Origin of the sequence: Pseudomonas lalkuanensis, assembly GCF_008807375.1 — a bacterium.
Taxonomy (GTDB): Bacteria; Pseudomonadota; Gammaproteobacteria; order Pseudomonadales; family Pseudomonadaceae; genus Metapseudomonas; species Metapseudomonas lalkuanensis.
In genome coordinates this window covers 2,971,756-2,998,384 of sequence record NZ_CP043311.1, presented here as the reverse complement: position 1 = coordinate 2,998,384, position 26,629 = coordinate 2,971,756, and the positions used below count along the sequence as shown (strand labels likewise).

The window sequence follows — 26,629 nt, the reverse complement described above, 5'->3', positions numbered from 1 at the left end:
GCTCAATGGATCACTCGCTGCCTAGTTCGAGAAGGGGCGTGCGCGCCGTGAAACCGAGCAGGTAATGGGGCGGATTCACCCGGTACGAGGAATAAATCGAAATAAGAATTCGCCAGGCACGTTCATAGCGAATAAGCGCAAGACAATTCCTACATCTCGCGACTCTGATTCCGATACAGACTAGGACGGCTCGTACATACGCTACACACATGTTCAACACATTGGTGTTTGCGGTCATGAAAGTCGTCCAGTCTACTGAGTCTCTGTCTGTTGTCCCTCAGCTGCGCAAGGCCACTTTTGTGTTGCTGATGGCTTGCCTGCCGGTGTGTGGCGTTGCTTACGCAGCAACGTCCGCTGCCAGTCTGTCGCAACAGGCTCACCAACTGCTCATCGAGAACAAGGGTAACGAGGCACGGGCGATGCTGCGGCAGGCGGCCGATGTCAATCCCGAGGACCCCTCGGTCGTCTTCGAGCGGGCGATGCTGGACGATGCGTTCGGCGAGCATGGCAAGGCTCGCGCTGGCTATGACCAGGTGCAAATGGGGCCTCTGGCCACGGCGGCTGCAGTGCCCTCGGCAGTGAATCTCGTCTCCCTTGGCCGATTCACGCAGGCCCGAAAGGCCTTCGCGCAACTTGCTACCAGCCAGGACGCATACACCGCCGGTTATTCCCAGCTCTGGCAACTGTGGCTGACTGCGCGGACCCAAAAGGGTCAGGCCGCGGCACTGGGCGCGAAGCTCGCCAAGGCCGCAGTCCAGGTCAAAGCTGCCACCCCCCAACAGCGTGCCCTCGCAGAACTCTATGCCGGCAAGGGCAGTGTGGAGGCGGTGTTCTCCGCCATCGACAGCATGGGCCTTGTCGACCCTCTTCAACGGCGTGATGCGTATGCCGAGGCTGCGTTCTTCGCGGGCGGTTATCAGCAATACGTTCGCCGGGACTATCCCGCCGCGATACGCCTCTACCAGCAGGAACTGTCGCATCCGGGCGCTTCGATCGAGAGGCCGCTCCTGAAGCAGGCACTCGCCAGGCTGCCCGCCGCATCTCGCTGAATTTCTTCATCCCTTTTCCCTACTGAAATCCGACTCTCTCGGGTCGGGAAGGAGTTATATCGCCATGAATAAGGTATATCGACTGGTCTGGAACACCACTCTCAATGCCTGGGTGGTAGCAAGCGAAATTGCCAAGTCCTTCCGCAAGGGTGCCAGCCGTGCAGCCCGTGTGGCAGGTGTCGCCACGGCTGTACTGCTGGCGGTGATAGGCGGGGAGGCGGAAGCCTATATGGTTGATCCTGATTCCTTGCAAAATGGCGGTACTGCCGCGAGTGATGGTGCGAGCGCTTCAAACACTGCAATTGGATCGGGTGCGGCGGCCACAGGCACGAGGAGTGTGGCGGTCGGTGAGAATGCGATAGCAAGCGCATACGGCGCGACGGCGGTTGGGGCCGATGCCTCTGCTACCGGACAGAACGCCGTGGCTGTGGGAGTGGATGCCCGCGCAACCTGGATGGACGCCACCGCCGTCGGCACCCGTTCGGAGGCCTCTGCAGAAAAAAGCACGGCAATAGGGGTTGATGCCAAGGCCAGCGGACAGTTCTCCGTGGCCATCGGCAGTAATGCCCAGGCGAGCGCAATTCATTCCTTGGCCCTGGGCAGCGACAGTCTTGCTGCAGGAACGTCGAGTAGCGCCTTCGGCCAGAACGCACAAGCCTTCGCTGACTTCTCCGCCGCTTTCGGCTCGGGCAGCCGCGCCGCCGGCTCCTCCACCGCTACTGGTCAGGACGCCCAGGCCCTCGGTGGCTTCTCCGCCGCTTTCGGCTCGGGCAGCCGTGCTGATGGTTTCTCCACCGCTGCTGGCCAGGACGCCCAAGCCCTCGGTGGCTTCTCCGCCGCTTTCGGCTCGGGTAGCCGCGCCGACGGTTACTCCACCGCTACTGGCCAGAATGCCGTGGCCTTGACGGTGGATGGCCAGGGCTGGGCCACTGCCGTGGGCAACAGCTCCCTGGCCAACAAGGTGGGAGCGACGGCAGTAGGTGCTGGAGCGCAGGCTACTGGTGACAGGTCGCTGGCGCTGGGCGCCGATACCTTGGCCAGAAACGACAATAGCGTTGCTCTCGGCGCCGGCTCAGTGACCGATGCTGCCGTGGGCACCAGCGGTGCGGTGATCGGCGGTGTGGGCTACTACACCTTCGCCGGCGCCAACCCGACCGGCACCGTCAGCGTGGGTAGCGTGGGTAACGAGCGGACCATTACCAACGTGGCGGCCGGCCGCATCGACCCTGATAGCACCGACGCCATCAACGGCTCGCAGCTGTTCGGCACGAATGTGGCGATCGAAAACCTGAGCAACCAGGTCTGGAAAATCGATCAGTTCGGCACCAGGTACTTCCACGCCAACTCCTGGGGCCAAGATTCCATGGCCTTGGGCTGGGACTCGGTGGCAATCGGCATGGGCGCGATGGCCTACCACGATCGCAGCGTCGCCCTGGGCTCCGAGTCCATCGCGGACGGCAGCACCCTGGGCAACCAGGCTTATCTGGTGGGCGGTACCGCTACAGCCGAAGTGAACATCGGCGACCGCCGCATCACAGGCCTGTCGGCCGGCGCGGAGGATTCCGATGCGGTCAACGTCGCACAACTCAAGGCTGCGGCTTCCGCTTCGGTCGCCGATGCGGTGATGTACGACAACAGCACCCATAACAGCATCACCCTGGGTGGCGCCACCTACGACAACAGCACCCACACTGGCGGCACTACCATCACCAACGTGGCCAATGGCGTGGCTGACAGCGACGCAGTGAACATGTCTCAGCTCAACGAGACCAACACCAGCGTCACCAACCTCACCACCAACATCAATAACCTCACTACCAATATCGACAATGGCACCATCGGTCCGGTACAGCGCACGGGTACGGATCAGCTGTCGCTGATCGCTTCCGGCGGCGATGCCAGCAACCCGGGCAGCGCGCAGGTGCTGACCAACGTGGCAGCCGGTGCGGTCAACGCGACCTCCGTCGATGCGGTCAACGGCTCGCAGCTGTATGCGACCAACCAGCAAGTGGACGCCAATACCACCAACATCACCAACCTCGATGGCCGTGTGACCAACGTCGAAGGCGACGTCACCACCCTGCAGGGTGATGTGACCAATCTCGACGGCCGCGTGACCAACGTCTACGAGACCGGTACCAAATACTTCCACGCCAACTCCACCGGCACTGACTCGGTCGCTTTGGGCGTGGACTCGGTGGCCATCGGCATGGGCGCGGTATCCAGCCATGACGGCAGCGTCGCCCTGGGCGCTGGTTCCGTCGCGGATGGCAGCACCCTGGGCAACCAGGCCTACCTGGTGGGCGGCACCGCCACTGGCGAGGTAAACATTGGCGACCGCCGTATCACCGGCCTGTCGGCCGGTGCGGACGATACCGATGCGGTCAACGTCGCACAGCTCAAGGCTGTTACTTCTGCCTCGGTGGCTGACGCGGTGATGTACGACAACAGCACCCACAACAGCATCACCCTGGGTGGCGCCACCTACGACAACAGCACCCACACTGGCGGCACTACCATCACCAACGTGGCCAATGGCGTGGCTGACAGCGACGCAGTGAACATGTCTCAGCTCAACGAGACCAACACCAGCGTCACCAACCTCACCACCAACATCAATAACCTCACTACCAATATCGACAATGGCACCATCGGTCCGGTACAGCGCACGGGTACGGATCAGCTGTCGCTGATCGCTTCCGGCGGCGATGCCAGCAACCCGGGCAGCGCGCAGGTGCTGACCAACGTGGCAGCCGGTGCGGTCAACGCGACCTCCGTCGATGCGGTCAACGGCTCGCAGCTGTATGCGACCAACCAGCAAGTGGACGCCAATACCACCAACATCACCAACCTCGATGGCCGTGTGACCAACGTCGAAGGCGACGTCACCACCCTGCAGGGTGATGTGACCAATCTCGACGGCCGCGTGACCAACGTCTACGAGACCGGTACCAAATACTTCCACGCCAACTCCACCGGCACTGACTCGGTCGCTTTGGGCGTGGACTCGGTGGCCATCGGCATGGGCGCGGTATCCAGCCATGACGGCAGCGTCGCCCTGGGCGCTGGTTCCGTCGCGGATGGCAGCACCCTGGGCAACCAGGCCTACCTGGTGGGCGGCACCGCCACCGGCGAGGTGAACATTGGCAATCGCCGCATCACCGGCCTGTCGGCGGGAGCGGACGATACCGATGCGGTCAACGTCGCACAGCTGAAAGCCATTACCAGTGGCTCCGTCGCAGACGCAGTGATGTATGACAACAGCACCCACAACCGCATCACCCTGGGAGGTCCTACCTATAACAGCGTGACCACGACGGGCGGCACCAAGATCACCAACGTCGCTCGCGGCGAGGCCGACAGCGACGCGGTGAACATGTCGCAGCTCAACGAGACCAACGAGCGTGTCACCAACATCGACGGTCGCGTGACCAACATCGAAGGCAGCATCACCAACATCAATAATGGCGGCGGCATCAAGTACTTCCACGCCAACTCCACCAAGGCCGACTCGGTAGCCAGCGGTCTGGACTCGGTGGCGATTGGCCCGAACGCTCAGGCCAGCGGTAAAGGCTCCATGGCCATGGGGGACGGTGCCAAAGCTTTGGCCGATGGCAGCATGGCCCTGGGGCAGGGTGCCAGCGACAACGGGCGTGGTGCCGAGACCTACACCGGCAAGTACTCCAACGCGGCAAATGCCAGCGTCGGCACTGTGTCGGTAGGCAACGCGGCAACTGGCGAGACCCGCACCATCAGTAATGTGGCTGACGGCAAGGAAGCCACCGACGCCGTGAACCTGCGTCAGCTCGACGGCGCCGTCGCGGAGTCGAAGGCCTACACCGACAACTCGGTGAAGGCCATCAACAACACCGTGGTCAACGTCGATAACCGCGTGAGCAAGGTCGAGGGCGATGTCACCAACATCCAGAACGGCACGGATGGCATGTTCCAGGTGAACAACACCAGCCGTCTGCCTAAGCCCAAGGTCACCGGCGCACACTCCACCGCTGGCGGCGCCGGTGCCGAAGCGGTCGCTGACAACAGCACCGCCATTGGCTCCAATGCCAAGGCCAGAAGCCGCAACTCGGTGGCCATTGGCGCCAACTCGGTGGCTGATCGTGAAAACAGCGTCTCGGTGGGCAGTGCAGGTGCTGAGCGGCAGATCACCAACGTCGCGGCCGGTACTGTCGAAACCGATGCGGTGAACCTCGGCCAACTGAACAAGAGCGTGGCGGACATCACCAACAGTGCCAACGCCTACACCGATGCCCAGGTCAATGGCCTGCGCCATGACCTCAACGAGTTGGATGATCAGCTCAGTGCGGGCATCGCCGGCGCCATGGCCATGGCCAGCCTGCCGCAACCCTACAGTCCTGGTGCCAGCATGGCAGCGGTGGGGTTCGGCAATTACCGCGGTCAATCGTCGCTGGCGGTGGGCGTATCGCGGATCTCCGACAACGGCAAGTGGGTAACCAAGCTGCAGGGCAGCGCGGATTCCCAGGGCGAGGTCGGTGTCTCCGTCGGCGTCGGTTATCAATGGTAATCCCATTCGGGCCCGGTGCGAGCCGGGCCCCTTCCGAGCGATTCGAATTCGAGGTAAGCATCATGTCCACTTCCTTCCACCGCGTCGTCGCCAGCCTTGTCATGCTGATGGCTGCCGGCCTCAGCGCCTGCGGCACCCGCATGCTCAGCGATGTCGATGCCCAAGGCTCCACCGACAAGCCGGTTTTCCCGGCCGTCCAAGACGCCAACCGCCCCGAAGGCACCTACGTCAACCTGGAAAACCTGTCGAAGGTGGTGCCGGGCATGACCAAGGCCCAGGTACTAGAGCTCATCGGCCCTCCCCATTTTGCCGAGGGCATGTTCGATGTCCGTGAATGGGACTACGTGCTCCGGCTCCGTCCCACCGCCAACGCGGCGCAACGTACCTGCCAGTACAAGGTGCTGTTCGATGACCACCTGGTGGCGCGTTCCTTCTTTGCTCTCCCGCAGGGTTGCCTGGATGGCCTGACGCACATCACGCCAGCCGCCGAACGGCACCAGGCAATCGCTCACTGAATCTTCAAACCTATCTGTTTCGTTTATCGAGGTCTCTCTCCATGAACATCAAACTTCTCCTTGGTGCTTTACTTCTGGGCCCCCTTGTCATTTCCGCCGGCTGCAAGCCGGGCTCTGACGAGCAGGTCGTGCAGCGTAACTGGGTCAGCGTACCGGCGCTTCCGATCATCCAGGACGCGGTCAGCTCCCTGGAACCGACCTTCAGTGGCAAGCGCGATGCCAGCCTGATGTCTCAGGTCTGCGGTCTGGCCCGCGGCGAGCTGACCCAGAAGCAGGTCGATGACAACCTGAGGAAGGCTGGAATCAAGCTCGACGAAAAGGCTAAGGATGCTACCGTTCTCTTGTACAACGGCGACAAGGCGGGCCAGGCGACGGCTTGTGCCGCCTACCTGGCGACGAATGTGCTGCAGCCAGTGGACGCCAGAGAGTTCATGAGGAGCGTGGCGAAGCCGAAAGAGGAGGGCAAGCCGGCCCAGCCGACACTGCAATTGGATCGTGCCCGCCTGCGCCAAATGCTGCCCATTAAGGTGGCCGAAGCTAAGGCCAATGGGGACGTATTCGCGCTGATAGCTACGGAGTTGCAACGGCGGCCGGGTCTGACAGTAGCTGAGTATCGCAAGCAAGCTGTTGAACTCTTCGCTCGCCTGGCCCCGCAGTATCTGCAGCGGATCAAGGATCAGTTGCCGCCGCATGGAGCGATTTACCGGCTGAAACGCCTGGATGCGGAGCGCTTCGCCTTCGGCAGTTCGCTGGGCGCATACTTCGAGTACGGCATCGACAGCGGCCTGGTATTCAAGCAGAACGGCCTGACTTGGTATGGCGACGGTAAGCTGCTGGGGCAGGAGTATCCGTTGCAGGTGGATTACTTCCCCGAGGCGGTGATCCCAGGCAACCAGAGAGGGAATGGCGTGCTTTAGCTCAAGCGTTGAAGTGGCTATGCTCCTGCCCGAGTCATTGCCGCGCAACTTCACAACCTCGCCGTAGCCGCAGAAGCGCTGTACTTGACACTTCGTGTTGACTGATGAACTGGAATGGCAAGTCTACTTCGCGTGGTCTATTTCGGATCTAGGATTCATGCTAGCCAAGGCCGCGTAGAAGCATCTAATAACCGACAGACCGGGACCGATCAACTATATCCACCCGGATGGTGCAAAAAAGCTCATCGAATTTGAGGGGGTTTGCTTGGCGATCGAGTGCCATGCGAAGTACTGGTGAATGTCTCGTTCCAGATTGTTTCCTGACGACAGGTGGGCTTGTTAGCTGAAGAACGGCGCCGAGCCATTGAATGGCTATTCATACCCACAGGTGTCATCGCACAATGGGGTCATGCCGAGATAAGGGGAAAATTCATTCATTTGGTTTGTAAGTAGTTGTTATTTATGAGTTTATTTTTATGATCAGCTCTTGATCTAAAATCATCCGCCGCCGAAATTTTTCGCCGCTCAACCTGGCTTTCAATACGTTGAGCAAGCCCAAGCACCTCATCAGCGACAACGGCAAAACCTCGGCCGCTTTCACCTGCTGGTTGCACTCCCTGTTTGGTACTGCGCATCGGCAGACTGAGCATCCCTAGTTTGATCAAGATGACTTTCAGGCTTCCACGGTTCTTGCCTGGTGCTTCGTTAACAGCAGGTTCCGGTGACGATGGCGGTGTAGGGAGCGGAGGAGGCGATAGCGGCCTAGAAGAGCACGTCGACCAAATAGTCAAAAAAAACTAGGGGATTCCCAGGTGCTACGCCTCGATGCTTTTTCTCGTAAACCCCAGACACCATGGTCCCCACGGGGAGGTCGGCCGCGCGCGGCGATCGGCCAATAGTGATCTGAGGGGAGTGATTACTGAACTGAGGCTAATCCAAGACCCTCAGCTGCGAGCTTGTGGCCATGGCCAGCTATCTGGTCAAATTCTTCCAGGGTTAACCGTCGGAGGGTTGTCGGAAAGTTAGCCGCATAGTCCGCCGCAGCCGAGGCTGGACCGCGGACGACCGGCGCATTGATGCCCCGAGCGCAGGTGCGCGCTGGACATAGTTCATGAACGACCGCACCCTCAATGATCTGGACTGCTCTGACATTATGTCGGCGACACCTGAGCGAGCAGGGGCTGCATCCACACAGCGTGATTCCGCTGCTGCGGACAGTGTTGCAAGGCGCCGGGTTGGCGGCCGAGCTGTACAGCAGCCACTCCCTACGTCGCGGCTTCGCCACCTGGGCGACGCGCAGTGGCTGGGACCAGAAGGCGCTGATGGGCTATGTGGGGTGGCGTGATGCGAAATCGGCGCTGCGCTACGTGGACAGCACCGGGGTCTTTCCCGGACAGCTGCGGTCGCTCTCGCCGAGTCTGGCGGCTGAAGCGCCGCCGGGCCTGACTAGTCCAGGTGCTCTACCAGGTAGTTGACCAGTCGGAGCGGCTCGCTGCTGTCGACAATGGCAAACATCAGGTCGCGCTTGCTGCGCGGCAGCAGTTTGGCGCAGCGCTTGGTCGTGGCCTTTATGGCTGAGTCGCGGCCGTGGAGGCGGGCGGCGAAGGTGGCGTCCTGAATGTCCCAACTGTTGCGCCTTGTGGTCGACTGTCGACGCGACTCCTTGCGGGTTGCAGTTACTCGGTTGGGATAGTTCGGCCGGGGCCTCTCCGTGAGAGGCCCCGGCGTGGGGGAGTCAGGTCTTACCCTGATGCTTTGTAAGTGCCTCGACGATGTTCGACGGAGCTTCGGCGTATTTGGAGAACTCCATGGAGTAGCTCGCGCGACCCTGGGACATGGAACGCACGTCGGTCGCGTAACCGAACATCTCGCCCAGCGGAACCTCGGCACGGATAACCTTACCGGAAACCGAGTCCTCCATCCCCTGAATCAAACCACGACGACGGTTCAGGTCACCCATCACGTCACCCATGTAGTCCTCGGGGGTCACCACCTCTACCTTCATGATCGGCTCAAGCACTTTACCGCCGCCCTTCTGGGCCAGCTGCTTGGTCGCCATGGAGGCAGCGATCTTGAACGCCATCTCGTTGGAGTCGACGTCGTGGTAGGAACCATCGAACACGGTAGCCTTCAGGCCGATGAGCGGATAACCGGCAACAACGCCGTTCTTCATCTGCTCTTCGATGCCCTTCTGGATTGCAGGGATGTATTCCTTCGGAACCACACCACCCACGACTTCGTTGGTGAATACCAGGCCTTCGGCGATGTTGCCCTTTTCGTCCACGTCAGCAGACGAGAAGCGGATCCAGCAATGACCGAACTGACCACGACCACCGGACTGGCGAACGAACTTGCCTTCGATCTCGACATTGTCCTTGGAGATGGTTTCGCGATAGGAAACCTGCGGCTTGCCGATGTTGGCCTCAACGCCGAACTCGCGCTTCATGCGGTCGACAATGATGTCCAGGTGCAACTCACCCATGCCGGAGATGATGGTCTGACCGGTTTCTTCGTCGGTCTTGACGCGGAACGACGGGTCTTCCTGGGCCAGCTTGCCGAGGGCGATACCCATCTTTTCCTGGTCGGCCTTGGTCTTCGGCTCGACAGCAACCGAGATCACCGGCTCCGGGAAGTCCATACGCTCAAGGACGATCGGCTTCTCGATGTCGCACAGGGTGTCACCGGTGGTGACGTCCTTCATGCCGATCAAGGCTGCGATGTCGCCAGCGCGGCATTCCTTGATCTCTTCACGCTGGTTGGCGTGCATCTGCACCATCCGACCTACGCGCTCCTTCTTGCTCTTTACTGAGTTCAGCACGGAGTCGCCGGAAGCCAGGACACCGGAGTAAACACGAGCAAAGGTCAGGGTGCCGACGAAGGGGTCGGTCGCAATCTTGAACGCCAGAGCCGAGAAGGGCTCAGCATCATCAGCACGACGCTCATCGTGGATCTCGTTGTCGTCAGTGCTATCCGGATGGACGCCCTGAATCGGCGGGATCTCGGTGGGAGCCGGCAGGAAGTCGATCACGGCGTCCAGAACCAGAGGCACACCCTTGTTCTTGAAGGAGGAACCGCAGACGGCCGGAACGATTTCGCTGGCCAGGGTACGCGCACGCAGACCAGCCTTGATTTCCTCGGCGGTCAGCTCACCCTCTTCCAGGTACTTGTTCATCAGCTCTTCGCTGGCTTCGGCGGCAGCTTCAACCATGTTGTTGCGCCACTCTTCGGCCAGAGCCTGGAGCTCAGCAGGGATTTCCTCCTCGCGGTAGGTAGTGCCCTTGTCGTCTTCGTTCCAGTAGATCGCCTTCATCTTGATCAGATCGATCTGACCTTCGAAGTCGTCCTCAGCGCCGATTGGCAGCTGAACCGGAACCGGAGTGTGACCCAGACGCTGCTTGATCTGACCGATCACGCGCAGGAAGTTGGCACCGGCACGGTCCATCTTGTTCACGTAAACGACGCGCGGAACACCGTACTTGTTGGCCTGACGCCATACGGTCTCGGACTGAGGCTCAACGCCGGAAGTACCGCAGAACACCACGACAGCGCCGTCGAGCACGCGCAGCGAGCGCTCCACTTCGATGGTGAAGTCCACGTGGCCGGGGGTGTCGATCACGTTGACGCGGTAGTTGTCGTACTGGCCACGGGAACCTTTCCAGAAAGTGGTCACGGCAGCGGAGGTAATGGTGATACCACGCTCCTGCTCCTGCACCATCCAGTCGGTAGTGGCGGCGCCGTCGTGCACCTCACCCATCTTGTGGCTGAGACCTGTGTAGAACAGGATCCGCTCCGTAGTAGTGGTCTTACCGGCGTCTACGTGGGCGACGATACCGAGGTTGCGATAACGGTTGATGGGGGTTGAACGAGCCATGATGCTCTCCTTGAAACAGGATAAAACAATTATTCACGAGTACAGCCCAACGTGAGTCGGTTTCCAGGCTTTGCTGAAGCCGTTTGGCAACTTCGAAAGACAGCTACCAATTGGGTGATATAAGCTTAATGGGTGTATGGGTAATTAGATAAGTAGGCACTAATTGGTTATCTAGATACCACTTAGTTACATAGAAACTATTTGGTAACCAATATGAGAAACGCAGGAGAACTCGACGGTTCGAGTTTTGTACTTCGGGAAGACTGTCCGCAGCGGCGCATCCACTACATCCTGAACGGAAAATGGACGTCGATGGTGCTCTTCGCGCTCAGCCTCGGCTCAATGCGCACGGGCCAGATTGAACGCGCGCTTCCTAGCATTTCCAAGAAGATGCTCACCCAGACTATCAGGGATGTGGAAAACAGTGGCCTCGTCGAACGCCAGGTCTTCAATGTGGTACCTCCTAGAGTGGAGTACTCGCTGACTAGGCTGGGATCAACCTTTGTTGAACCCCTTCGAGGCCTCTATGACTGGGCGGCCAGAACCCCCGCAGCGATGGATGAACTTGATCGCAACCTCAGGGCGGCCGGTTAGCGGTCATTGCGGGGGAGATGTATGCCCCTGCCGATGCTACGCACTATGCTGACGGGAGCGTTCGGACCGCCCGAAATCGACGCCTGGTGAATACCAGAGGCAGACCATGAAGAATGAGTTGGCAGAACAGGACACCCATTTCCAGCACGTATTTCGCGATGGGCAATTGACGATCGGCCTTGCGCTGCCGATGCTCGAGCCAGGGCAAACCGTGCCTGACCTCGACGTCCAGCTTGAGCTGGCGAGAGCTGCGGACGAATTGGGCTTTCGCGCGCTGTGGATTCGTGACGTCCCGCTCAACAGCGCCGACTACCCCGACCCGGTCGGGCACCTGGACCCCTGGGTCCTGCTGGGAGCGCTGGCAGCGCAGACCCGGCGCATCGCGCTCGTCAGCGGAGCTATTGTGCTGACCTTGCGGCATCCGCTGCACATTGCGAAAGCGGCCATTTCCACCAGCGCCTTGTCCCATGACCGTTTCATCCTCGGCCTGGGGTCCGGCGACCGCCCGCCGGAATATGCAGCGTTGGGCAAGAACACGGACGACCGGCGCACGCTGTTCCGGCATAACTGGGAAGTCGTTGCCGCAGCCATTCGTGCGCCATCCCGTGTCATACCGGACCTAGCGACGCCGGATGCGCCTGAGTTCTGCCTACTTCCAGCGTTGTCCGATGCGGTGCCCATGCTGGCAGTAGGCTCAGGCGGTCAAAGCCTCGACTGGATCGCCCGTAACGCGTGCGGCTGGATCACTTACCACCGGGAGCCGGAGCAGCAGCGAGATCGCTACCAACTATGGCGTGATGCTGTAGGGCGATCAGCTCCAAGCGCGTTCCGTGCTTTCGGAGTCGCCTTGAAAGTGGACCTCAGCGCCGACTCGGATGAGCCTGCAGCAGCCATTCCGCTTGGATATCGTACGGGCCGCAAGGCCCTGGTGGCCTTGCTTGAAGACATGCGGGCCAGTGGCACACACCATGTCTCACTCAACCTGTCGGCCACCGGGCGCGAGCTTCGAGATGTGCTGGAGGAATTGGCTGCTGAGGTGCTTCCGGCTTTCCATGGTGGTGAGAGCTAGCAGGTCGCTAGCCGTAGCTTTGTCCGTTCCAGAAACTGAGCCAGTGCATTCTTGCCGGGTAGAAAAAAGGCAGGCCTAGGCCTGCCAAAAACCAAAGGTCAATCGGTCAGTGGGCGATGCACACCGATTTCAGCTCGGTGTAGCTCTCGATTACTGCCCGACCGAATTCACGGCCCATGCCGGACTGCTTGACGCCGCCGAAGGGCATGCTCGGATCCAACAGCACGTGGGCGTTGACCCAGACGGTGCCCGCCTCGATGCGTGGCACCAGGTTCATCGCCTTGGACAGGTCGTTGGTCCACAGGCTCGCCGCCAGGCCGTAGGGGCTGTCGTTGACCAGTTCGATCATGGCGTCCTCGTCGGTGAAGGGGATCACCGACAGCACCGGGCCGAACACCTCCTCGCGGGCCACGGTCATGTCGTGGTTCACGTCAGCCAGCACGGTGGGCTGGACGTAGAAGCCTTCTACATCCAGCTCCTCTCCGCCCGTTACCACGCGGGCGCCTTCCCGGCGAGCCAACTCGATGTGCCTCTGCACGCTTTGCTGCTGCTTGCGCGATACCAGCGGGTTGATCGCCGCGGTCTGGTCGATGCCTGGCCCAATGGACAGGCCCTTCACGGCGGCGGCCAGGCCCTGGACGAACTCTTCGTAGCGCGACTGGTGCACGTAGAAGCGCGAGGCCGCGGCGCACACCTGGCCGCTGTTCAGCAAGCCGCCCAGCAGCGCGCCCTGGATGGCCTTCTCCACGTTGGCATCGTCCAGCAGGATCATCGGGTTCTTGCCGCCCAGCTCCAGGGCGAAGCGGGTCATGTTCGCCATGCAGGCCACGCCGACGCTCTTGCCCACGGCGGTGGAACCGGTGAAGGACACCTTGCTGATCAGCGGGTGTGAAGCCAGCGTATTGCCCACGGTGCTGCCGCCACCGGTGATGACGTTGAACACGCCGGCCGGGATGCCCGCCTCGATGGCCAACTCGGCCAGGCGCAGGGCGGTCAGCGGGGTTTCGCTGGCCGGCTTGATGACCACGGTACAACCGCAGGCCAGGGCCGGCATCAGCTTCCAGGCGGTAATCATCAACGGAAAGTTCCACGGCACGATGCCGGCCACCACGCCCACCGGCTCACGGCGGGTGAAGGCGGTGAAGCGCGAGCCCGGCGGAATCGGGATCGACACGTCCAAGGTCTGGCCTTCGATCTTGGTCGCCCAGCCGGCCATGTAGCGCATGAACTCGACGGTGGCGCCCACATCCAGCATGCGCGAGATGTTGATCGACTTGCCCTGGTTCAGGGTTTCCAACTGAGCCAACTCTTCGGCGTGCTCCTCCACCAGGGCGGTGAAGCGCAACAGGATGCGCTCGCGGTCGGCCGGACGCAGGCCGGACCACACGCGGGACTCGAATGCCTGGAACGCCGACTGCACCGCTTGTTCCAGATAGTCCAGCGGCACGTCCGGCACGCAAGCGATGGTTTCGCCGGTGGCGGGGTTCAACACCGGCGTGGTCGGACCTTCCGGCAGTACCCAGCGGCCGTCGATGAAGCAGCCGTGGCGGCGCCCCAGGAATGCCGCAACCTGCGGCAGGATTTCAATCTTGCTCATATCGGACCTCATGTTGATTAAGCCGGAGCCGCCTCGTTTCGCAGCGAAACAGCGCCAGCGGCAGTAATGGCGGGTGATCTGGAAAGCGGGGAGTCAGAAAATCTTGACCAGGCGCAAGCTGACGCGGAAGTCTTCCTTCGGGCCGTTGCGCACCTCCAGGTCCTGGCCCACTTGGCCCATCAGCTGCACGGTCGGGGCGACCATGCGGGCAACCGACAGCAGGTAGCGCTTCGTATTGAGCGAATCATCAAGGTCGACTCCATTCAGGCGATTCTCGCCGCCTGTCGTGTGGTAGTAGCTCGCACCGACGAAGTTGCCTGGCGAGAAGTCGTAGCGAAGGTGGGTTTGCAGCTCGAAGATGTGGGACTGCTTGCGGGTCATCCCGGCGAAGTCGTCGTTCTCGCCGAAGAAATCCCACTCTGCGGTGACTTCGCCCGAGAGGTTCCCGAACAGCGACTGCGTGTAAGACGTGTGGAGAACACCTTTCCATCGGTTCTCACCGATGTTGACTGGACCATCGTCAGCGTCGTAGTTGCCGAGGGGAGGGGCGACCCAGGTGCCGAACGACAGGTAGCGATTGTGTGTAGGATCGTTGATGAGCCAGAACGCGCTGCCGATGAGGGGATCGCCCACACCGCTGGCGCTTGTGTCGGAAGCTCCTTTCATTCTCAGGCTGCCGAACGGGACTATGACCTGAGGAGCAGCCAACAACGGTCCGAGCTGCATGTAATGCACGGCACGATATGCCGCTATGTCGTTGTCCAGCCCAAAGCCAGGCACGTCTTGCTTGTGGCCGTTCAAGTAAACGTCATTACGCTCGGCGTGGTTGTAGTACAGCACGGCCAGGTTAGTGCCGGCGGGAAAGGCGACGTAATCGCCGGGATCGGTGGCGATGACACCTGCATTGGCAGCCGTGCCTCGCAAGACGCAGAGTAGCAGGAGCATGCGTATCAGGAGTTTCACCTGGTTTGAAGTCTGGAACGACGGTGGAGCTTGAACGGGGGCGTTCTTGTCTTTCATTGTTGCGACTCACTTTCTTGGATTTATTTGTGTGGCAACGTCAGTGGCTTCAGGTGGGGGTTACGGATGGAAGATCGTGGCCGTCGAATCGTAGCCGTCCTGCCGCATGAGCTCGTGGAGCTGGCGGCGCCGCACACCCATGTTTCCGCCATCGAACAGGGGAAAGGCGAGGGCGTCCTGCAGCAGGCCGGCAAGCGGGGAACTCAGGTGGTCATAACTTTCGATGCCGACCACGCGCATCAGCTCGGTAATGACCCGTACGGCGGTTTCTGAGCCGAATACTTTCGCGTGGAGGGCCAGTTCGAAGGCTTCGGGATCCTGCTGGTCCAGCGCGAAACAGGCCCGGTAGCTGAGGCTCCTGACAGCTTCGATGGCGGCCTTGGCATCGACCAGGGCATAACCCACAGCCTGGTGATTGATGATCGTGGCCTCGCCACCGCGTCGTTCGGTCTTCGCGAAGTCCAGGGCGAAGTCGAACGCGGCGCGCATGACCCCCAGGGACATGACACCCACCAGTGCAGCAGTGGGTGAAAAGCTGGCGTCAACCAGATCCAGTCCCCGTCCGACTTCGCCGATGACGTTTTCTTGCGGGACTCGCGTTTCGAGGAGGCTGAAGTTGCAGGTCATATGGCCGCGATGCCCGGCAGATTCATGGGCGCGGTTTGCCGTAAAACCTTGCGCCGGTCCGGGAACCAGGATTACGGAAACGCCATGCTCCGGTGCGGCAAGCGGATCGGTCCGGCACACGACACTAAGTAGGTCGGCGCCTTTCCCATCCCAGCCCGAAGCGCTGGACACCCATTGCTTGGTGCCGTTTATCACCCACTCCTGGCCCTCCAGCACGGCTTGCGTCCGGACTCCACCACCCGTGGCGGCAGAGCGGTAATTGGCGCTGCCGCCGGGTTCGGTCGATGCGAGCGCGGCGAGGGGGGCGCCGGAGCGTTCGAGGAATGGACCAATGAAGTGTCGCTGCTGCTCAGGTGTGCCAGCCAGGAACAAGGGCATCAGGCCAAGCAGGTTGGCGAACATGGTCAGGGGAACACTGACGTCTTGCGTGTAGAACTCTTCGGCGACTATGGCCATGTCGACCATGCCGGTGCCGCCGCCACCAAATGGCTGGGGGATCAACCGTTGCATGAAGCCTTCGCGAACCAGTTCCTCGTAGAAGGGGCGGGTCGCCCGAAAGCGATCCTCCGGAGTTGGCAGGTGGCGGATGACTTCGGTGACCTGGCTGAGGGTGCGCTTGGCGAACTGGCGGGCGCGTTGCTGAAGCTCGACCTGAGACGACGTCAGGGTGAAATCGATGGGCATTGTGGTAGCTCTCCAATAGATGCTGGATGACAGCTGCCCCGCGACAGGCAATCACGGTGCTGCTGTCGACCCTGATGCTACGGAAGGCTGAAAGAACCCTCTTTGCTGTAGATGCAGTGCTTTATTGACCCGCAGTGCGCTCACCGCATGCAACGTTCTGTGGTGTGCCGGGCGCCACTGAGAACCTCCGTGACGTTCGTGTTGAAAGCGCTTGCAACCATTGACTGGTGACAACTCGCCTTCGCTCGTGCTGCTAATGGCTTTGCGAACAAGAAAGCCCGGCAATGCGCCGGGCTCAATCTTGAGTGTTTAGCGGGAGATGCGCGTTCTGATTCAGAACGGATAGTGTCGAGGTGTGCGCTGTACGGTGATCCAGTGAACCGTCGTGAATTCGTCGATGGCCCAATCGCCATTGAAACGACCGATGCCGGAGTTCTTCTCACCACCGAAGGGTGCGTTCGGCGCATCGCTGACCGGAATATCGTTGATATGGGTCATGCCGGCGCGGATGCGGCGAGCGAACTGCACGCCGCGCTCCAGGCTCGCCGTGAAAACGGCACTGGAGAGGCCGTATTCGGTGTCGTTGGCGAGTTCCAGGGCGTGTTCAGCGTCCCTGGCACGAAGTATCCCGACCAGGGGGCCAAAGATCTCTTCGCGCACGATGTCCATTTCGGGGGTTACCTCCCCGAACACATGGGGGGGAAGAACGTTGCCCTCGGCCAGTCCTTCTACCAATGTGACAGCGCCTTCGGCCTTGGCTTTGCTGACCTTGGCTTGCAACGTCTCCAGTTGCCGGGAGTTGATGACGGGGCCGACAACCGTGTCGGGTCTGCTCGGATCACCATATGGCAGCGACTTCACGCGCTCGACGAAACGCCTAGTGAACGCCTCGTAAAGCGGCTCTTCAACGATGATCCGGTTGATGGCCATGCAGATTTGCCCCTGGTGAAGGAACTTGCCAACCACCGCGGCGCGCACGGCTTGTTCAAGATCCGCATCGGCCAGTACCACGAACGGCGCGTTGCCCCCGAGTTCCAGTGCAACCTGCTTCAGGTGCTGGCCTCCGCTGGCGATCCGTCCGATATTCCGACCCACCTCGGTGGAACCCGTGAAGGAAATGAGAGCCGGAACCGGATGCGCGACGAAGGCGTCACCAATTTCAGCGCCGGAACCTACCACGATACTCAGCACGCCAGCCGGAAGCCCCGCTTCTTCGAAGATCCTCGCCAGCAGCAGGCCGCCCGTCACAGGTGTATCGCTTGCCGGTTTGACTACCACTGCATTGCCAAGGGCGAGGGCGGGTGCAATGGATCGCTGGGTCAGATGGAGGGGAAAGTTCCAGGGGCTGATCACACCAACTACACCCAGAGGCGCGCGATAGACGCGGCTCTCTTTGCCTGGGACATCGGACTCGACGATACGCCCATGGACGCGATTCGGCAGGCTGGCTGACTCCAGGGTAATCGCCCGAGCCGCGCCCCATTCGAATTCGGCCTTGATCCGCGTGCTGCCTGACTCCCGGATGATCCAGTCGATGATTTCGTCGCGGCGCTCATCGAAGATCCTGACGACGTTGAGCAATACTTCGGCCCGCTCTGCGGGGCCCTTTGCCGACCAGGAAGCCTGGGCTTCACGAGCCTTCAGAAACGCATGCTCCAGGTCGTCCTTGTTTGCCAAGGTCAGCCTGGCCAGCAGTTCTTGGTCGAAGGGGTTGATGACGTCCAACTGGCGGCTACTACTGCCGGCACGCCATTGGCCGGCGATCATCTGGAGTTCGAGGTTCTGATAGGTGGGACGAGAAGTGCTCATGGAGTTCCTCCCTCAGTGGTCGGATGAGTGAATACCAAGAGGTTCAAGGTGGTGGTGGCCGGGGGCTGAAAAATGACGCCCGGCCGGAACACCGTCCGGCCGGGCGCCTGTCGTTCCCACTGACGGTTACAGCTTCGGTTGTGGGTGCGGCGGGGACATGTCAAAGGAGGAGTGCGCACCGCCAAGCGCGCGGGACTCCGGCAGCCACGAGGAGATGATTAGGCTGGTGCGGTCCAGGAGCTTGGCCAGTCCGAGCTCCGCCGGCAAGTGACGACCGAATGGCTGGGCATTCTCCAGCCGTGCGAGTCCGCGGGAGGCCGCCACGGCCGGGTCGGCATCGCTGGTCTTCTCACCTACGGTGATGATGCCGATTTCCTTCTCTTCCGGCTGGAACATCAGCCAGACGCTGGAGAGGCCCTGCTTTTCAGCGTCGTCACGGATTGTTGGCCACACCTGCTTGAGCAGTTCCTCGACCTTGCTGCTGGTGAAGGAGTAGCGCTCGAAGCGGTTGATGTGGTGCGAGGTGGCCATGGGCTTGAAGTCATGCGCCCCGGTCACCTTCCAGTAGTGCTTGTTGACGTCGATGAAGCGTTCCCAGAACTTCACGCCAGGCGCCGGGAACAGCTCCTCGTTGGTGAAGTGGTTGTAGTCGAGCACGTTCTCCCAGGTGTCGAACAGGTAACGCCCGCCGATGTACTTGGTCCCCGTGGCGGAATCGAAGCGCAGCGGCGTGTATTTGTGCCGCATGCCGGGGCGGATGTCCATGTTGGGGCGTTCACGCTCCAGCATGTTGACGATGTCCTGCGTGGAAATGCTGTCGTCCAGGGCAAAGTCGGAGGTGAAGGCTGCCTCTGCCTGGATAGGACCGGTCTTGTAGCCAAGAACTTTCATGACGTATTCCCTCTTGCTTGCACTAGGTAGAAACCCTCCCCGGATCGGAAGCTTTCGATGCGGACCAGGCCGGAGGCCAGGCTTGGCGAGGAGGTCTGGCTGAGCGCGCCCCGATTTCTTTGGGGCGGCGCCATGTCCGGCGGTACTCGTCCGCGCGGGATTTAATGACTCACCGAATGCCTTGAGGCTGCGACCCGGGGCGACGTGCGTAGATACCGACGCAGAATCGACGACCATGAGGCAGCATTCTGGCGAGACTTGACACAGGGTTGCGCTCTTGATGGCCAGTGACGCCGCAGCTCTTGACTCAGATGCTAACGAAGGCCGTACGCGTCTTCTTCGCTGGGAGTGCAGTGCTTTCTTGACCGTCAGCGCACTCCGAGCACGACTTCAACGGAGCAACGAATGCTGTGCTCGGTACTCGCGTGCGCTGAGCTGGAAGCGGTTGCGAAACACGCGGCTGAAATGGGCGGAATTCTCGAACCCCCAGGAATAGGCCAGGTCGCTGATGGAGTGGGCGCGGGCGGGCAGGGTGATCAGCTCGCGGGCGCAGCCATCCAGGCGCATATCCTGGATATACCGGCCCACCGTCGTGCCCGTGCCATGGAACAACTGGTGCAGATAGCGCAGCGAAATGCCCAGGCTTTTGGCGATGGCTTCGGGAGCCAGGCCGGGCTGGCGGATGCGTTCGGCGATGCAGGCATAGGCTCGATTGAGGTGGTAGGTCTGGAGATTGCTGGCAGGGCCAGGCACCTGGAGGCTCAGCTCGCTGAGCACTCCCGCCAGCAGGTCCACTGTGCTTCCGGCCGCGTAGCGTCGGGTTCCAGGCTGGATGGCGTTGCGCTCATCCAACAGGGATTGCAGCTGTGCCGCCAGCAGACGGCCAATGCCTTGGCCACCGGCGATTCGCAGAGCCGTGCATTTGTCCGGGTCGTTTATCCGACCGCGAAACAGGTCGCGCGGCAAGCGGACAACCAGTTGCTGCAAATCGCCGGCGAATGTCCACTGGAAGGGCCGACTGCAGTCATAGAGCACGCCATCGCCGGGCCGAATCGCCACGCTGCGCTCGCCCTGTACCAGTTGGCCTTCGCCCTGCAATTGCAGGCTGTAGAGGAAGGCATCGTCGGGACTTTGTGAAATGTGCTGGCGGTCATGCTCGCAGCGGCACTCGACCGAAGTCACCCGGCTGAGTTGCAATGCCTCGAAGCGTTGCTCAATCAGCCTTGCCCTGAGCGGACAACTGGCGTCCAGGCTGATCCGCAGCGGGGCGCAGCTGTGTTCGACAGCGGCTTCCCATGCCTCAATCTCATCAAAAAAGGCCTCCGTCGAAGCGCCAATGGATTCGCCGGTGATGCTGGTATCGGTCTTAGACAACTGAGTCGAGTTCATTTGCACGCCTCTCACCAAATGCAGTGAACACCTTCTCCGCCGGAGAGCCTGTGCACGGATTCTGCCGGTGGAGGGCGGACGCCATCCCAGACTTCTATTCTTTCCTTAAGTGCTCAAGGTTCCGCTTTACTCTGCGTGCCTCAAGCTTTTGCCTCTCTGCCAAACTTTCTTTCGCCGATATTCTCCCGTCTCACCTCTCGGCAAGCGACCACCCCCTGTTGCAGGGGGCAGCCTTGAAACGCTTCCCTCTAGAACTCAGGCGGGCTGCAGCTCCAGAACCAGGGCCAGGGCGACTGGGAGGTTGCCCGGTAGGTTGCGAACTCCACAGACCGTGCGCACGTGACCTGCGCGTTCTTCGAAGACCTGAGCCAGAAGCTCCGAGGCGCTGTCGATTACCTGCGGGTGGCTGATGAACGACTCTTCGCACGCCACATAGGCATCCAGACGCACCACCTGCCCGATGCGGTCGAGGTTGCCCAGGTGGCCGAGGGCCTGTGCCAGCGAGTTGAGCACGCTGAGGCTCGCGGCCTGGCGGCCTTCCTCAATGGAAACCTCCCTACCGAGCAACCCGGTCACGGTGGGTTTACCGCCGACAACCGGACCTTGCATGGAGATATGCAGCATGGACCCAGACTCCACCACCGCCCGGTAAGCCCCGAGGGGCTTGGGCGGTGCAGGGAGCTGCCAGCCGAGGTGGTGCAGGCGTTCCAGCGTTAGATCGCGCATGACTGCCTCCTTAATATCGGCCGTTCTCACTCCGCCCATGGCAGCAGGACGATGCTCCCGCGAGCTTGGTTGCCGGCAATCCTTTCGTGTGCCTGGGCCGCGTCGGAAAGCGGCAGCACGCTGTCGATGACCGGCTTGATCTTGCCCGCCCGGATGGGTTCCAGCCAGGCGGCGAAGTCCTCGATATCACCGACCAGGGTCCCACGCAGCTGCTTCTGAGTGAAGAAGAAGTTGCGGATATCGAAGGTCACTTCGGGGCCAGCCATGAAACCCATGGTGACAATGATGCCTTGCGGCTTAACGGCCTCTATGGTGCGCGCCAGGACGTCGCCGCCCAGGTTGTCGATCGCCACATCCACGCCACGGCCATCCGTCCATGCGGCCAGTGCCTGGACGAAATCCTCCTTGCCCGAATCGATCACCAGTTCGGCGCCCAGCATTCTGGCCAGCTTGGCAGAGGCCTCGTTCTGTACCGTCACTGCAACGCGAGCGCCTAGCGCACGGGCCACCTGGATACTCATGATGCCAGTGCTCGACGCTCCGGCATGGATCAGCACCCGGTCGCCCGCCTTGACCTCGCCAACGATCTGCACCGAGCGGATCGCGATGAGCAGGGCCACCGGCATGGCGGCGATCTGCTCCACCGGCAGGCCAGTCGTGTCGCGCAGCAGCCAAACCTCGGGGACGACCGCGTACTGGGCATAGGTGCCCTGGATATGGGTGCCGGGAATCGCGTAGCTCGCTGCCGCCGTGACCGGGCGGATATGCGCCTCGGCGGGGTTGGTCGGGTAGCCCGGCATGGCGATCACTCGGTCGCCAATCGCGAAGCGGCTGACGCCGGCGCCCAGCTCGGCAACTTCACCCACTGCGTCCGAACCCAGGATATGGGGGAAGGGCAGGTGGGGGTTGATCTGTCCCAGGCGGACATAGTGGTCGAGGCGGTTGATGCCGGCGGCGAGTACCTTGACCAGCACCTGTCCGGGGCCGGGAGTCGGAGTGGGGATGTCTTCGATGCGGATTTGCTCGGGTCCGCCAAAGGCACGAATGACAGCTGCTTTCATGTTGAACTCTCCAATCGATGCATGCGTGGCAGAAATGCTCTGCACTCCACGGACCCCTGAAATTGTGGCGATCCGAATGGTGTTATCATCGTATTGGCTGTAGATACTTTTTGGAAAGTAGGCACTTTTTTGTTCCGTAGGAACCTTTTGGTTACCAATATGACGAATTCATCTTCGGAAAACTTCGTGCTGCGAGAAAACTGCCCGCAGCGACGTATTCATTACGTGTTAAATGGCAAATGGACATCGATGGTGCTCTATGCCCTGAGCCATAGCGCCATGCGCACAGGCCAACTGGAGCGGACACTACCGGGCATCTCCAAGAAAATGCTGACCCAGACCCTAAGGGAGGTGGAAAGCGCCGGCCTGGTTAAGCGTGAGGTGTTTAATGTGGTGCCACCGAAGGTGGAGTATTCGCTAACGCCGCTGGGTGAGACCTTTGTTGAACCACTTCAGGCCCTGTATGACTGGGCGGCGAGGAACTCAGAAGCCTTGGATCAACTGGAGCGGAACATCCAAGCCGGCGAAGTCTGATCGCGGGGCCGAACAGTTGAGTGTCGCCACGCAGATTTGGATGAGCAACCTGTTGGAAATCGCAGGGATAGCCACGTCGTTTCTACGGGGGAGCATTACTAAGCATGTCAGCTGCTTTCCGTGTGGCTTCGGAGGTGCGACTCGCCAGTTTTCGCACCTCATCGGCGACTACCGCAAATCCCCGTCCAGCATCCCCCGCTCTAGCCGCCTCAATCGCTGCGTTAAGTGCAAGCAAATTGGTTTGGGAGGCGATGCCCTGGATGGAGTCCACAATGTTGGTGAGTTTGCTTAAGTTATCTTTCACTTGCTCATGATGAACCTCCTGAGCCTTCAGCAACTCGGCCTGCTCGCGGCTAGCCTGGATGTCGGTCAACGCGCCCACCACACGCAAAGCCTTGCCTTCTGGATCTCGACGCGTTTGGCCACGTGCCCGGAACCATTTGTATTCGCCGCTTTTGCACTTAATTCTGAACGTTTCGTCGAAGGGCGTTCTACCGGTGGAGTCCTTGAGGTGGGACTCGAAAGCGCCCATGCAGGCGAGGTCGTCAGGGTGAATGCGTGAGCTCACGCTTTCGAAGACATCGGGAAACTCGTCGACTGTTTCGAACCCAAGGAGCCGCCGATACTGAGGTGACCACCAGAAAGGATTCTGGGGATTGAGCGGGTCGCCAGCAATCACCTCCATGTCCCACAGGCCGTCATTGAGCATTTCGCGAGCGAGCTCAAATCGTGTCAGCATCTTGTCCATCTCGCGATCCTTAAGAACTTGATCGTGGATGTCACGCAATGATCCAGCCATCCGTAAAGGAGTACCGCGCTCATCGCGGAGCACGGCCCCTCTGGTTCGATACCAGCGATATTCCCCACTTTTGGTCGCTAGGCGGTATTCGAGGTCGAAGGGGCGCCGTGCGGTGTGATCATTCAGATGGCGGCTCAGAACGTTAAGTACCCTCTGGCTGTCTTCCAGGTGTAACCGATTGGTCCAACTGCCGAGCTGATTGGGAAACTCTTGCTCGTCACGATACCCGAGCAGTTTGCGGAATTGGTTTGAAAACCAACCCGTATTGCTGGAATTGAACGGACCGCTACCGGCCACCTCCATGTCCCATAGGCCTTCGCTGATTGCCTGTTCAATCAGGACAAAGCGCGAATCACCTTGGATGATCTCCGCATGCTCTCGCAGCGAATCCGTCAATCTCTCGACCTTCTGTTGAAGCTGAGCGATCTCTATCTGCTGCTCCCGTCGCTGCGCCTGGCTCGATTGCACCTTGTCATAAAATTTCTTCAATGGCTTGGGCACGGCTTGATTCAAATCACCCAGATCGCAAGTCGGTCGATCCAGGGCATCGGTCAAGAAAGTTAGAAACTTCATTATCGAAAAGTGCTGGAAGATGGACATGGCTTCGCTTGAATGCAGGTAAACGAAACATCGGGACGTGCCGACGAACCTCAAGTACACAGGGAATGGCACTTCAGCATGAGCGGGCCTAAGCGAGGCATTGACCTCATCTATTGCGGTTGTCGTAGACGTGGCAGGCCTTGCCCTCGGAGCGCTTTAGCGAGTAGCTGGGGCGCAGGACGATGCGCGAGCTGATGCCGATGTAGGTCTTGATGTACTTGCCCAGCTCGTTGCACAGGGCCTGCTGCTGGCTTTCACCCAGGTTGTCGTGCTCGTGCTTGAGTTCGACATGGACTTCGATGCTGTCCAGGTTGCCATTGCGGAACAGGTGGATCTCGTAGTTCTCGGAGAGCTGCTTGACCTTCAGCACCTGCTCCTCGATCTGGGTCGGGAACACGTTGACGCCACGGATGATCAGCATGTCGTCGCTGCGGCCGGTGATCTTGTCCATGCGTCGCATGGGGCGGGCGGTGCCCGGCAGCAGGCGGGTCAGGTCGCGGGTGCGATAGCGGATCATCGGCAGCGCTTCCTTGGACAGCGAGGTGAATACCAGCTCGCCCATCTGACCATCCGGCAGCACTTCGCCGGTCACCGGGTCGATGATCTCGGGGTAGAAGTGGTCTTCCCAGATGGTCGGGCCATCCTTGGTCTCGGCGCATTCCATGGCGACGCCCGGCCCCATGATTTCCGACAGGCCATAAATATCCAGGGCGGTGATGCCCATGCGCTCCTCGATGGCGCGGCGCAGTTCGGCGGTCCAGGGCTCGGCGCCGAAGATGCCGAGGCGCAGGGCCAGCTTGTGCGGGTCGATGCCCTGGCGCTCGATCTCGTCCGCCAGGTTCAGCATGTAGGACGGTGTGACCATGATGATGTCCGGCTGGAAGTCGCGGATCAGCTGGACCTGCTTCTCGGTCTGGCCGCCGGACATCGGGATCACGGTGCAGCCCAGGCGCTCGGCGCCGTAGTGGGCGCCCAGGCCGCCGGTGAACAGGCCGTAGCCGTAGGAGATGTGCACCTTGTCACCCTTGCGGCCGCCAGCGGCGCGGATCGAGCGTGCGACCACGTTGGCCCAGGTGTCGATGTCGTTCTGGGTGTAGCCGACCACGGTGGGCTTGCCGGTGGTGCCGCTGGAGGCGTGGATGCGCACGATCTCGCTCTGCGGCACGGCGAACATGCCGTAGGGGTAGTTGTCGCGCAGGTCCGACTTGCCGGTGAAGGGGAATTTCGCCAGGTCTTCCAGGGATTTCAGATCATCCGGGTGCACGCCTTTTTCATCAAAGCGCTGGCGGTACAGCGGGACGTTCTCGTAGGCGTGCCTGAGGCTCCAGCGCAGGCGCTCCAGTTGGTGCTGGCGCAGCTCGTCGACGCTGGCAGTCTCCATCGGGTCAAGCAAGGCGGTATTGGCAATCATATTCATGGTTTCACTCAAATTGTTTTTGTCATCAACAGCCAGCGTCAGAGGCTGTAAGCACTGAGGAAAAGAATGCCCTTCCCGACTTATGGCCATATCGACCACGTTGCTTCCATCTCCACCAATAGGTTGCGATTCAGCCGGTGCTGGATGCCCTTTCTCGCCAATTCCTACGACAGATCATGCATGGCTTCCTTGATCTGCTTCAGGCGCTCTGGACGAACTGGCGAAGTGAAATCAACGGGCATGAGTCAGCTATTTGAACGCTTTCTTTGTTCCGCTTTGCGAGCCACCCCAAGACCCTCACCCCGGATTCTACGAAGGGTCGGAAAGGGGTTCTTTGCTGTGGAGGAACCGATTTATTGCCTTTCAGCGCAGTACCAGCTGGCCTGGAATGCAGCGTTCGGTAGTCGCGGCTGCAGGTGGAGCACATCCAGGTGCGGCCGGGGGAGGGCATGCAGTTGTTCCTGCCCTGGAGCAAGGGCGACCGCGACAGCCAGGGGCAGACCTACCAGGCGCCGGCGTTGGCCCGGCTTTGTCCAATGCAGGCCTACAGCGACTGGATCAGTGTCGCCGGCATCGCCCGCAGGCCGGTATTTCGCGGCATTGATCGCTGGGGCCATCTGAGCGAACAAGGTCTGCACCCGCACAGCGTGATCCCGTTGCTGCGGACAGTGTTGCAAGGGGCCGGGTTACCGGCCGAGTTGTACAGCAGCCATTCCTTGCGCCGCGGCTTCGCCACCTGGGCGACTCGCAGTGGCTGGGACCAAAAGGCCCTGATGGGCTATGTCGGCTGGCGCGATGCCAAATCGGCACTGCGCTACGTGGACAGCATCGGCGCTTTCCCCGGGCAAGGTGTATGTCGAGATTATGGGGCCGGACTTCAAGCGTCCGAGCCCCCTAGGCAACGTGACCATTACCTC

21 protein-coding genes and 2 pseudogenes are annotated in these 26,629 nt (G+C 60.8%); 10 read left to right on the top strand and 13 right to left on the bottom strand.

Features of this window, described 5'->3' with window-relative positions:
• Positions 1-236: 236 nt before the first annotated feature.
• From FXN65_RS13890 to FXN65_RS13875, 5 genes and pseudogenes are all read left to right on the top strand, one after another.
• Positions 237-1,049 (top strand): hypothetical protein, encoded by an 813-nt coding sequence (locus tag FXN65_RS13890; RefSeq protein WP_151133754.1) that lies wholly within the window; start codon positions 237-239, stop codon positions 1,047-1,049.
• A 64-nt stretch (positions 1,050-1,113) separates the two neighbouring features.
• Positions 1,114-1,452: pseudogene (locus FXN65_RS28550) on the top strand (ESPR domain-containing protein); the annotation flags it as partial.
• Between the two features lie 18 nt (positions 1,453-1,470).
• On the top strand, positions 1,471-5,592 hold the full coding sequence (locus FXN65_RS13885) for a YadA-like family protein (protein WP_244620738.1): 4,122 nt from the start codon (positions 1,471-1,473) through the stop codon (positions 5,590-5,592).
• Between the two features lie 62 nt (positions 5,593-5,654).
• Complete coding sequence (locus FXN65_RS13880) at positions 5,655-6,107, top strand: outer membrane protein assembly factor BamE (protein WP_178119329.1); 453 nt, start codon at positions 5,655-5,657, stop codon at positions 6,105-6,107.
• A 41-nt stretch (positions 6,108-6,148) separates the two neighbouring features.
• A complete protein-coding gene (locus tag FXN65_RS13875; RefSeq protein WP_151133751.1) occupies positions 6,149-7,024 on the top strand; it encodes a hypothetical protein in 876 nt (291 codons plus the stop codon).
• A 434-nt stretch (positions 7,025-7,458) separates the two neighbouring features.
• Here FXN65_RS13875 and FXN65_RS13870 read toward each other — a convergent pair whose 3' ends face one another.
• A complete protein-coding gene (locus FXN65_RS13870) occupies positions 7,459-7,689 on the bottom strand; it encodes a hypothetical protein (protein ID WP_151133750.1) in 231 nt (76 codons plus the stop codon).
• Positions 7,690-8,154: 465 nt separating this feature from the next.
• Here FXN65_RS13870 and FXN65_RS13865 point away from each other — a divergent pair, with 465 nt between their 5' ends.
• A complete protein-coding gene (locus FXN65_RS13865) occupies positions 8,155-8,499 on the top strand; it encodes a tyrosine-type recombinase/integrase (RefSeq protein ID WP_151133749.1) in 345 nt (114 codons plus the stop codon).
• Here FXN65_RS13865 and FXN65_RS28610 read toward each other — a convergent pair.
• Positions 8,471-8,566 carry a hypothetical protein gene (locus FXN65_RS28610; RefSeq protein ID WP_449288520.1) on the bottom strand — a complete coding sequence of 32 codons (96 nt, stop codon included), beginning with the start codon at positions 8,564-8,566 and terminating at the stop codon, positions 8,471-8,473. The genes FXN65_RS13865 and FXN65_RS28610 overlap by 29 nt on opposite strands.
• A gap of 193 nt (positions 8,567-8,759) precedes the next feature.
• Positions 8,760-10,895: an elongation factor G gene (gene fusA, locus FXN65_RS13860; RefSeq protein WP_151133748.1), complete on the bottom strand. Its 2,136-nt coding sequence runs from the start codon at positions 10,893-10,895 to the stop codon at positions 8,760-8,762.
• Positions 10,896-11,108: 213 nt separating this feature from the next.
• Between fusA and FXN65_RS13855 the strand changes: the two genes are divergently transcribed.
• Together FXN65_RS13855 and FXN65_RS13850 are read left to right on the top strand one after the other, a co-directional pair.
• On the top strand, positions 11,109-11,489 hold the full coding sequence (locus tag FXN65_RS13855) for a winged helix-turn-helix transcriptional regulator (protein ID WP_151133747.1): 381 nt from the start codon (positions 11,109-11,111) through the stop codon (positions 11,487-11,489).
• A 106-nt stretch (positions 11,490-11,595) separates the two neighbouring features.
• The gene (locus FXN65_RS13850; RefSeq protein WP_151133746.1) at positions 11,596-12,558 is read left to right on the top strand and encodes a TIGR03571 family LLM class oxidoreductase; all 963 of its coding nucleotides are present in this window, start codon (positions 11,596-11,598) and stop codon (positions 12,556-12,558) included.
• Between the two features lie 106 nt (positions 12,559-12,664).
• Here the strand turns inward: FXN65_RS13850 and FXN65_RS13845 are convergent, their stop codons facing one another.
• From FXN65_RS13845 to FXN65_RS13810, 8 genes are all read right to left on the bottom strand, one after another.
• Entirely contained in the window at positions 12,665-14,155 is a 1,491-nt protein-coding gene (locus FXN65_RS13845; protein ID WP_151133745.1) for an aldehyde dehydrogenase family protein, read from the bottom strand.
• A gap of 93 nt (positions 14,156-14,248) precedes the next feature.
• Positions 14,249-15,175, bottom strand: coding sequence for a transporter (locus FXN65_RS13840; protein ID WP_151133744.1), 927 nt, complete (start codon positions 15,173-15,175; stop codon positions 14,249-14,251).
• A gap of 60 nt (positions 15,176-15,235) precedes the next feature.
• The gene (locus tag FXN65_RS13835) at positions 15,236-16,486 is read right to left on the bottom strand and encodes an acyl-CoA dehydrogenase family protein (RefSeq protein WP_151133743.1); all 1,251 of its coding nucleotides are present in this window, start codon (positions 16,484-16,486) and stop codon (positions 15,236-15,238) included.
• A gap of 333 nt (positions 16,487-16,819) precedes the next feature.
• Positions 16,820-18,295: an aldehyde dehydrogenase family protein gene (locus FXN65_RS13830; protein WP_151133742.1), complete on the bottom strand. Its 1,476-nt coding sequence runs from the start codon at positions 18,293-18,295 to the stop codon at positions 16,820-16,822.
• A 126-nt stretch (positions 18,296-18,421) separates the two neighbouring features.
• Positions 18,422-19,186 (bottom strand): hypothetical protein, encoded by a 765-nt coding sequence (locus tag FXN65_RS13825; protein WP_151133741.1) that lies wholly within the window; start codon positions 19,184-19,186, stop codon positions 18,422-18,424.
• Between the two features lie 390 nt (positions 19,187-19,576).
• Positions 19,577-20,575 (bottom strand): AraC-like ligand-binding domain-containing protein, encoded by a 999-nt coding sequence (locus FXN65_RS13820; protein ID WP_151133740.1) that lies wholly within the window; start codon positions 20,573-20,575, stop codon positions 19,577-19,579.
• 255 nt (positions 20,576-20,830) lie between these two features.
• Positions 20,831-21,301, bottom strand: coding sequence for a RidA family protein (locus FXN65_RS13815; protein WP_178119328.1), 471 nt, complete (start codon positions 21,299-21,301; stop codon positions 20,831-20,833).
• Between the two features lie 26 nt (positions 21,302-21,327).
• Positions 21,328-22,362, bottom strand: coding sequence for a quinone oxidoreductase family protein (locus tag FXN65_RS13810; protein ID WP_151133738.1), 1,035 nt, complete (start codon positions 22,360-22,362; stop codon positions 21,328-21,330).
• A gap of 186 nt (positions 22,363-22,548) precedes the next feature.
• Here FXN65_RS13810 and FXN65_RS13805 point away from each other — a divergent pair, with 186 nt between their 5' ends.
• Positions 22,549-22,896 carry a winged helix-turn-helix transcriptional regulator gene (locus FXN65_RS13805; protein WP_244620737.1) on the top strand — a complete coding sequence of 116 codons (348 nt, stop codon included), beginning with the start codon at positions 22,549-22,551 and terminating at the stop codon, positions 22,894-22,896.
• Positions 22,897-22,978: 82 nt separating this feature from the next.
• On the opposite strand, the gene FXN65_RS28440 is transcribed toward FXN65_RS13805, so the two are convergent.
• Together FXN65_RS28440 and paaK are read right to left on the bottom strand one after the other, a co-directional pair.
• Positions 22,979-24,295 carry a methyl-accepting chemotaxis protein gene (locus tag FXN65_RS28440; protein WP_151133736.1) on the bottom strand — a complete coding sequence of 439 codons (1,317 nt, stop codon included), beginning with the start codon at positions 24,293-24,295 and terminating at the stop codon, positions 22,979-22,981.
• 106 nt (positions 24,296-24,401) lie between these two features.
• Positions 24,402-25,712, bottom strand: coding sequence for a phenylacetate--CoA ligase PaaK (paaK, locus tag FXN65_RS13795; RefSeq protein WP_151133735.1), 1,311 nt, complete (start codon positions 25,710-25,712; stop codon positions 24,402-24,404).
• A gap of 449 nt (positions 25,713-26,161) precedes the next feature.
• Between paaK and FXN65_RS28235 the strand changes: the two are divergent.
• Positions 26,162-26,479, top strand: a pseudogene (locus FXN65_RS28235) (site-specific integrase); the annotation flags it as partial.
• Positions 26,480-26,629 lie beyond the last annotated feature (150 nt).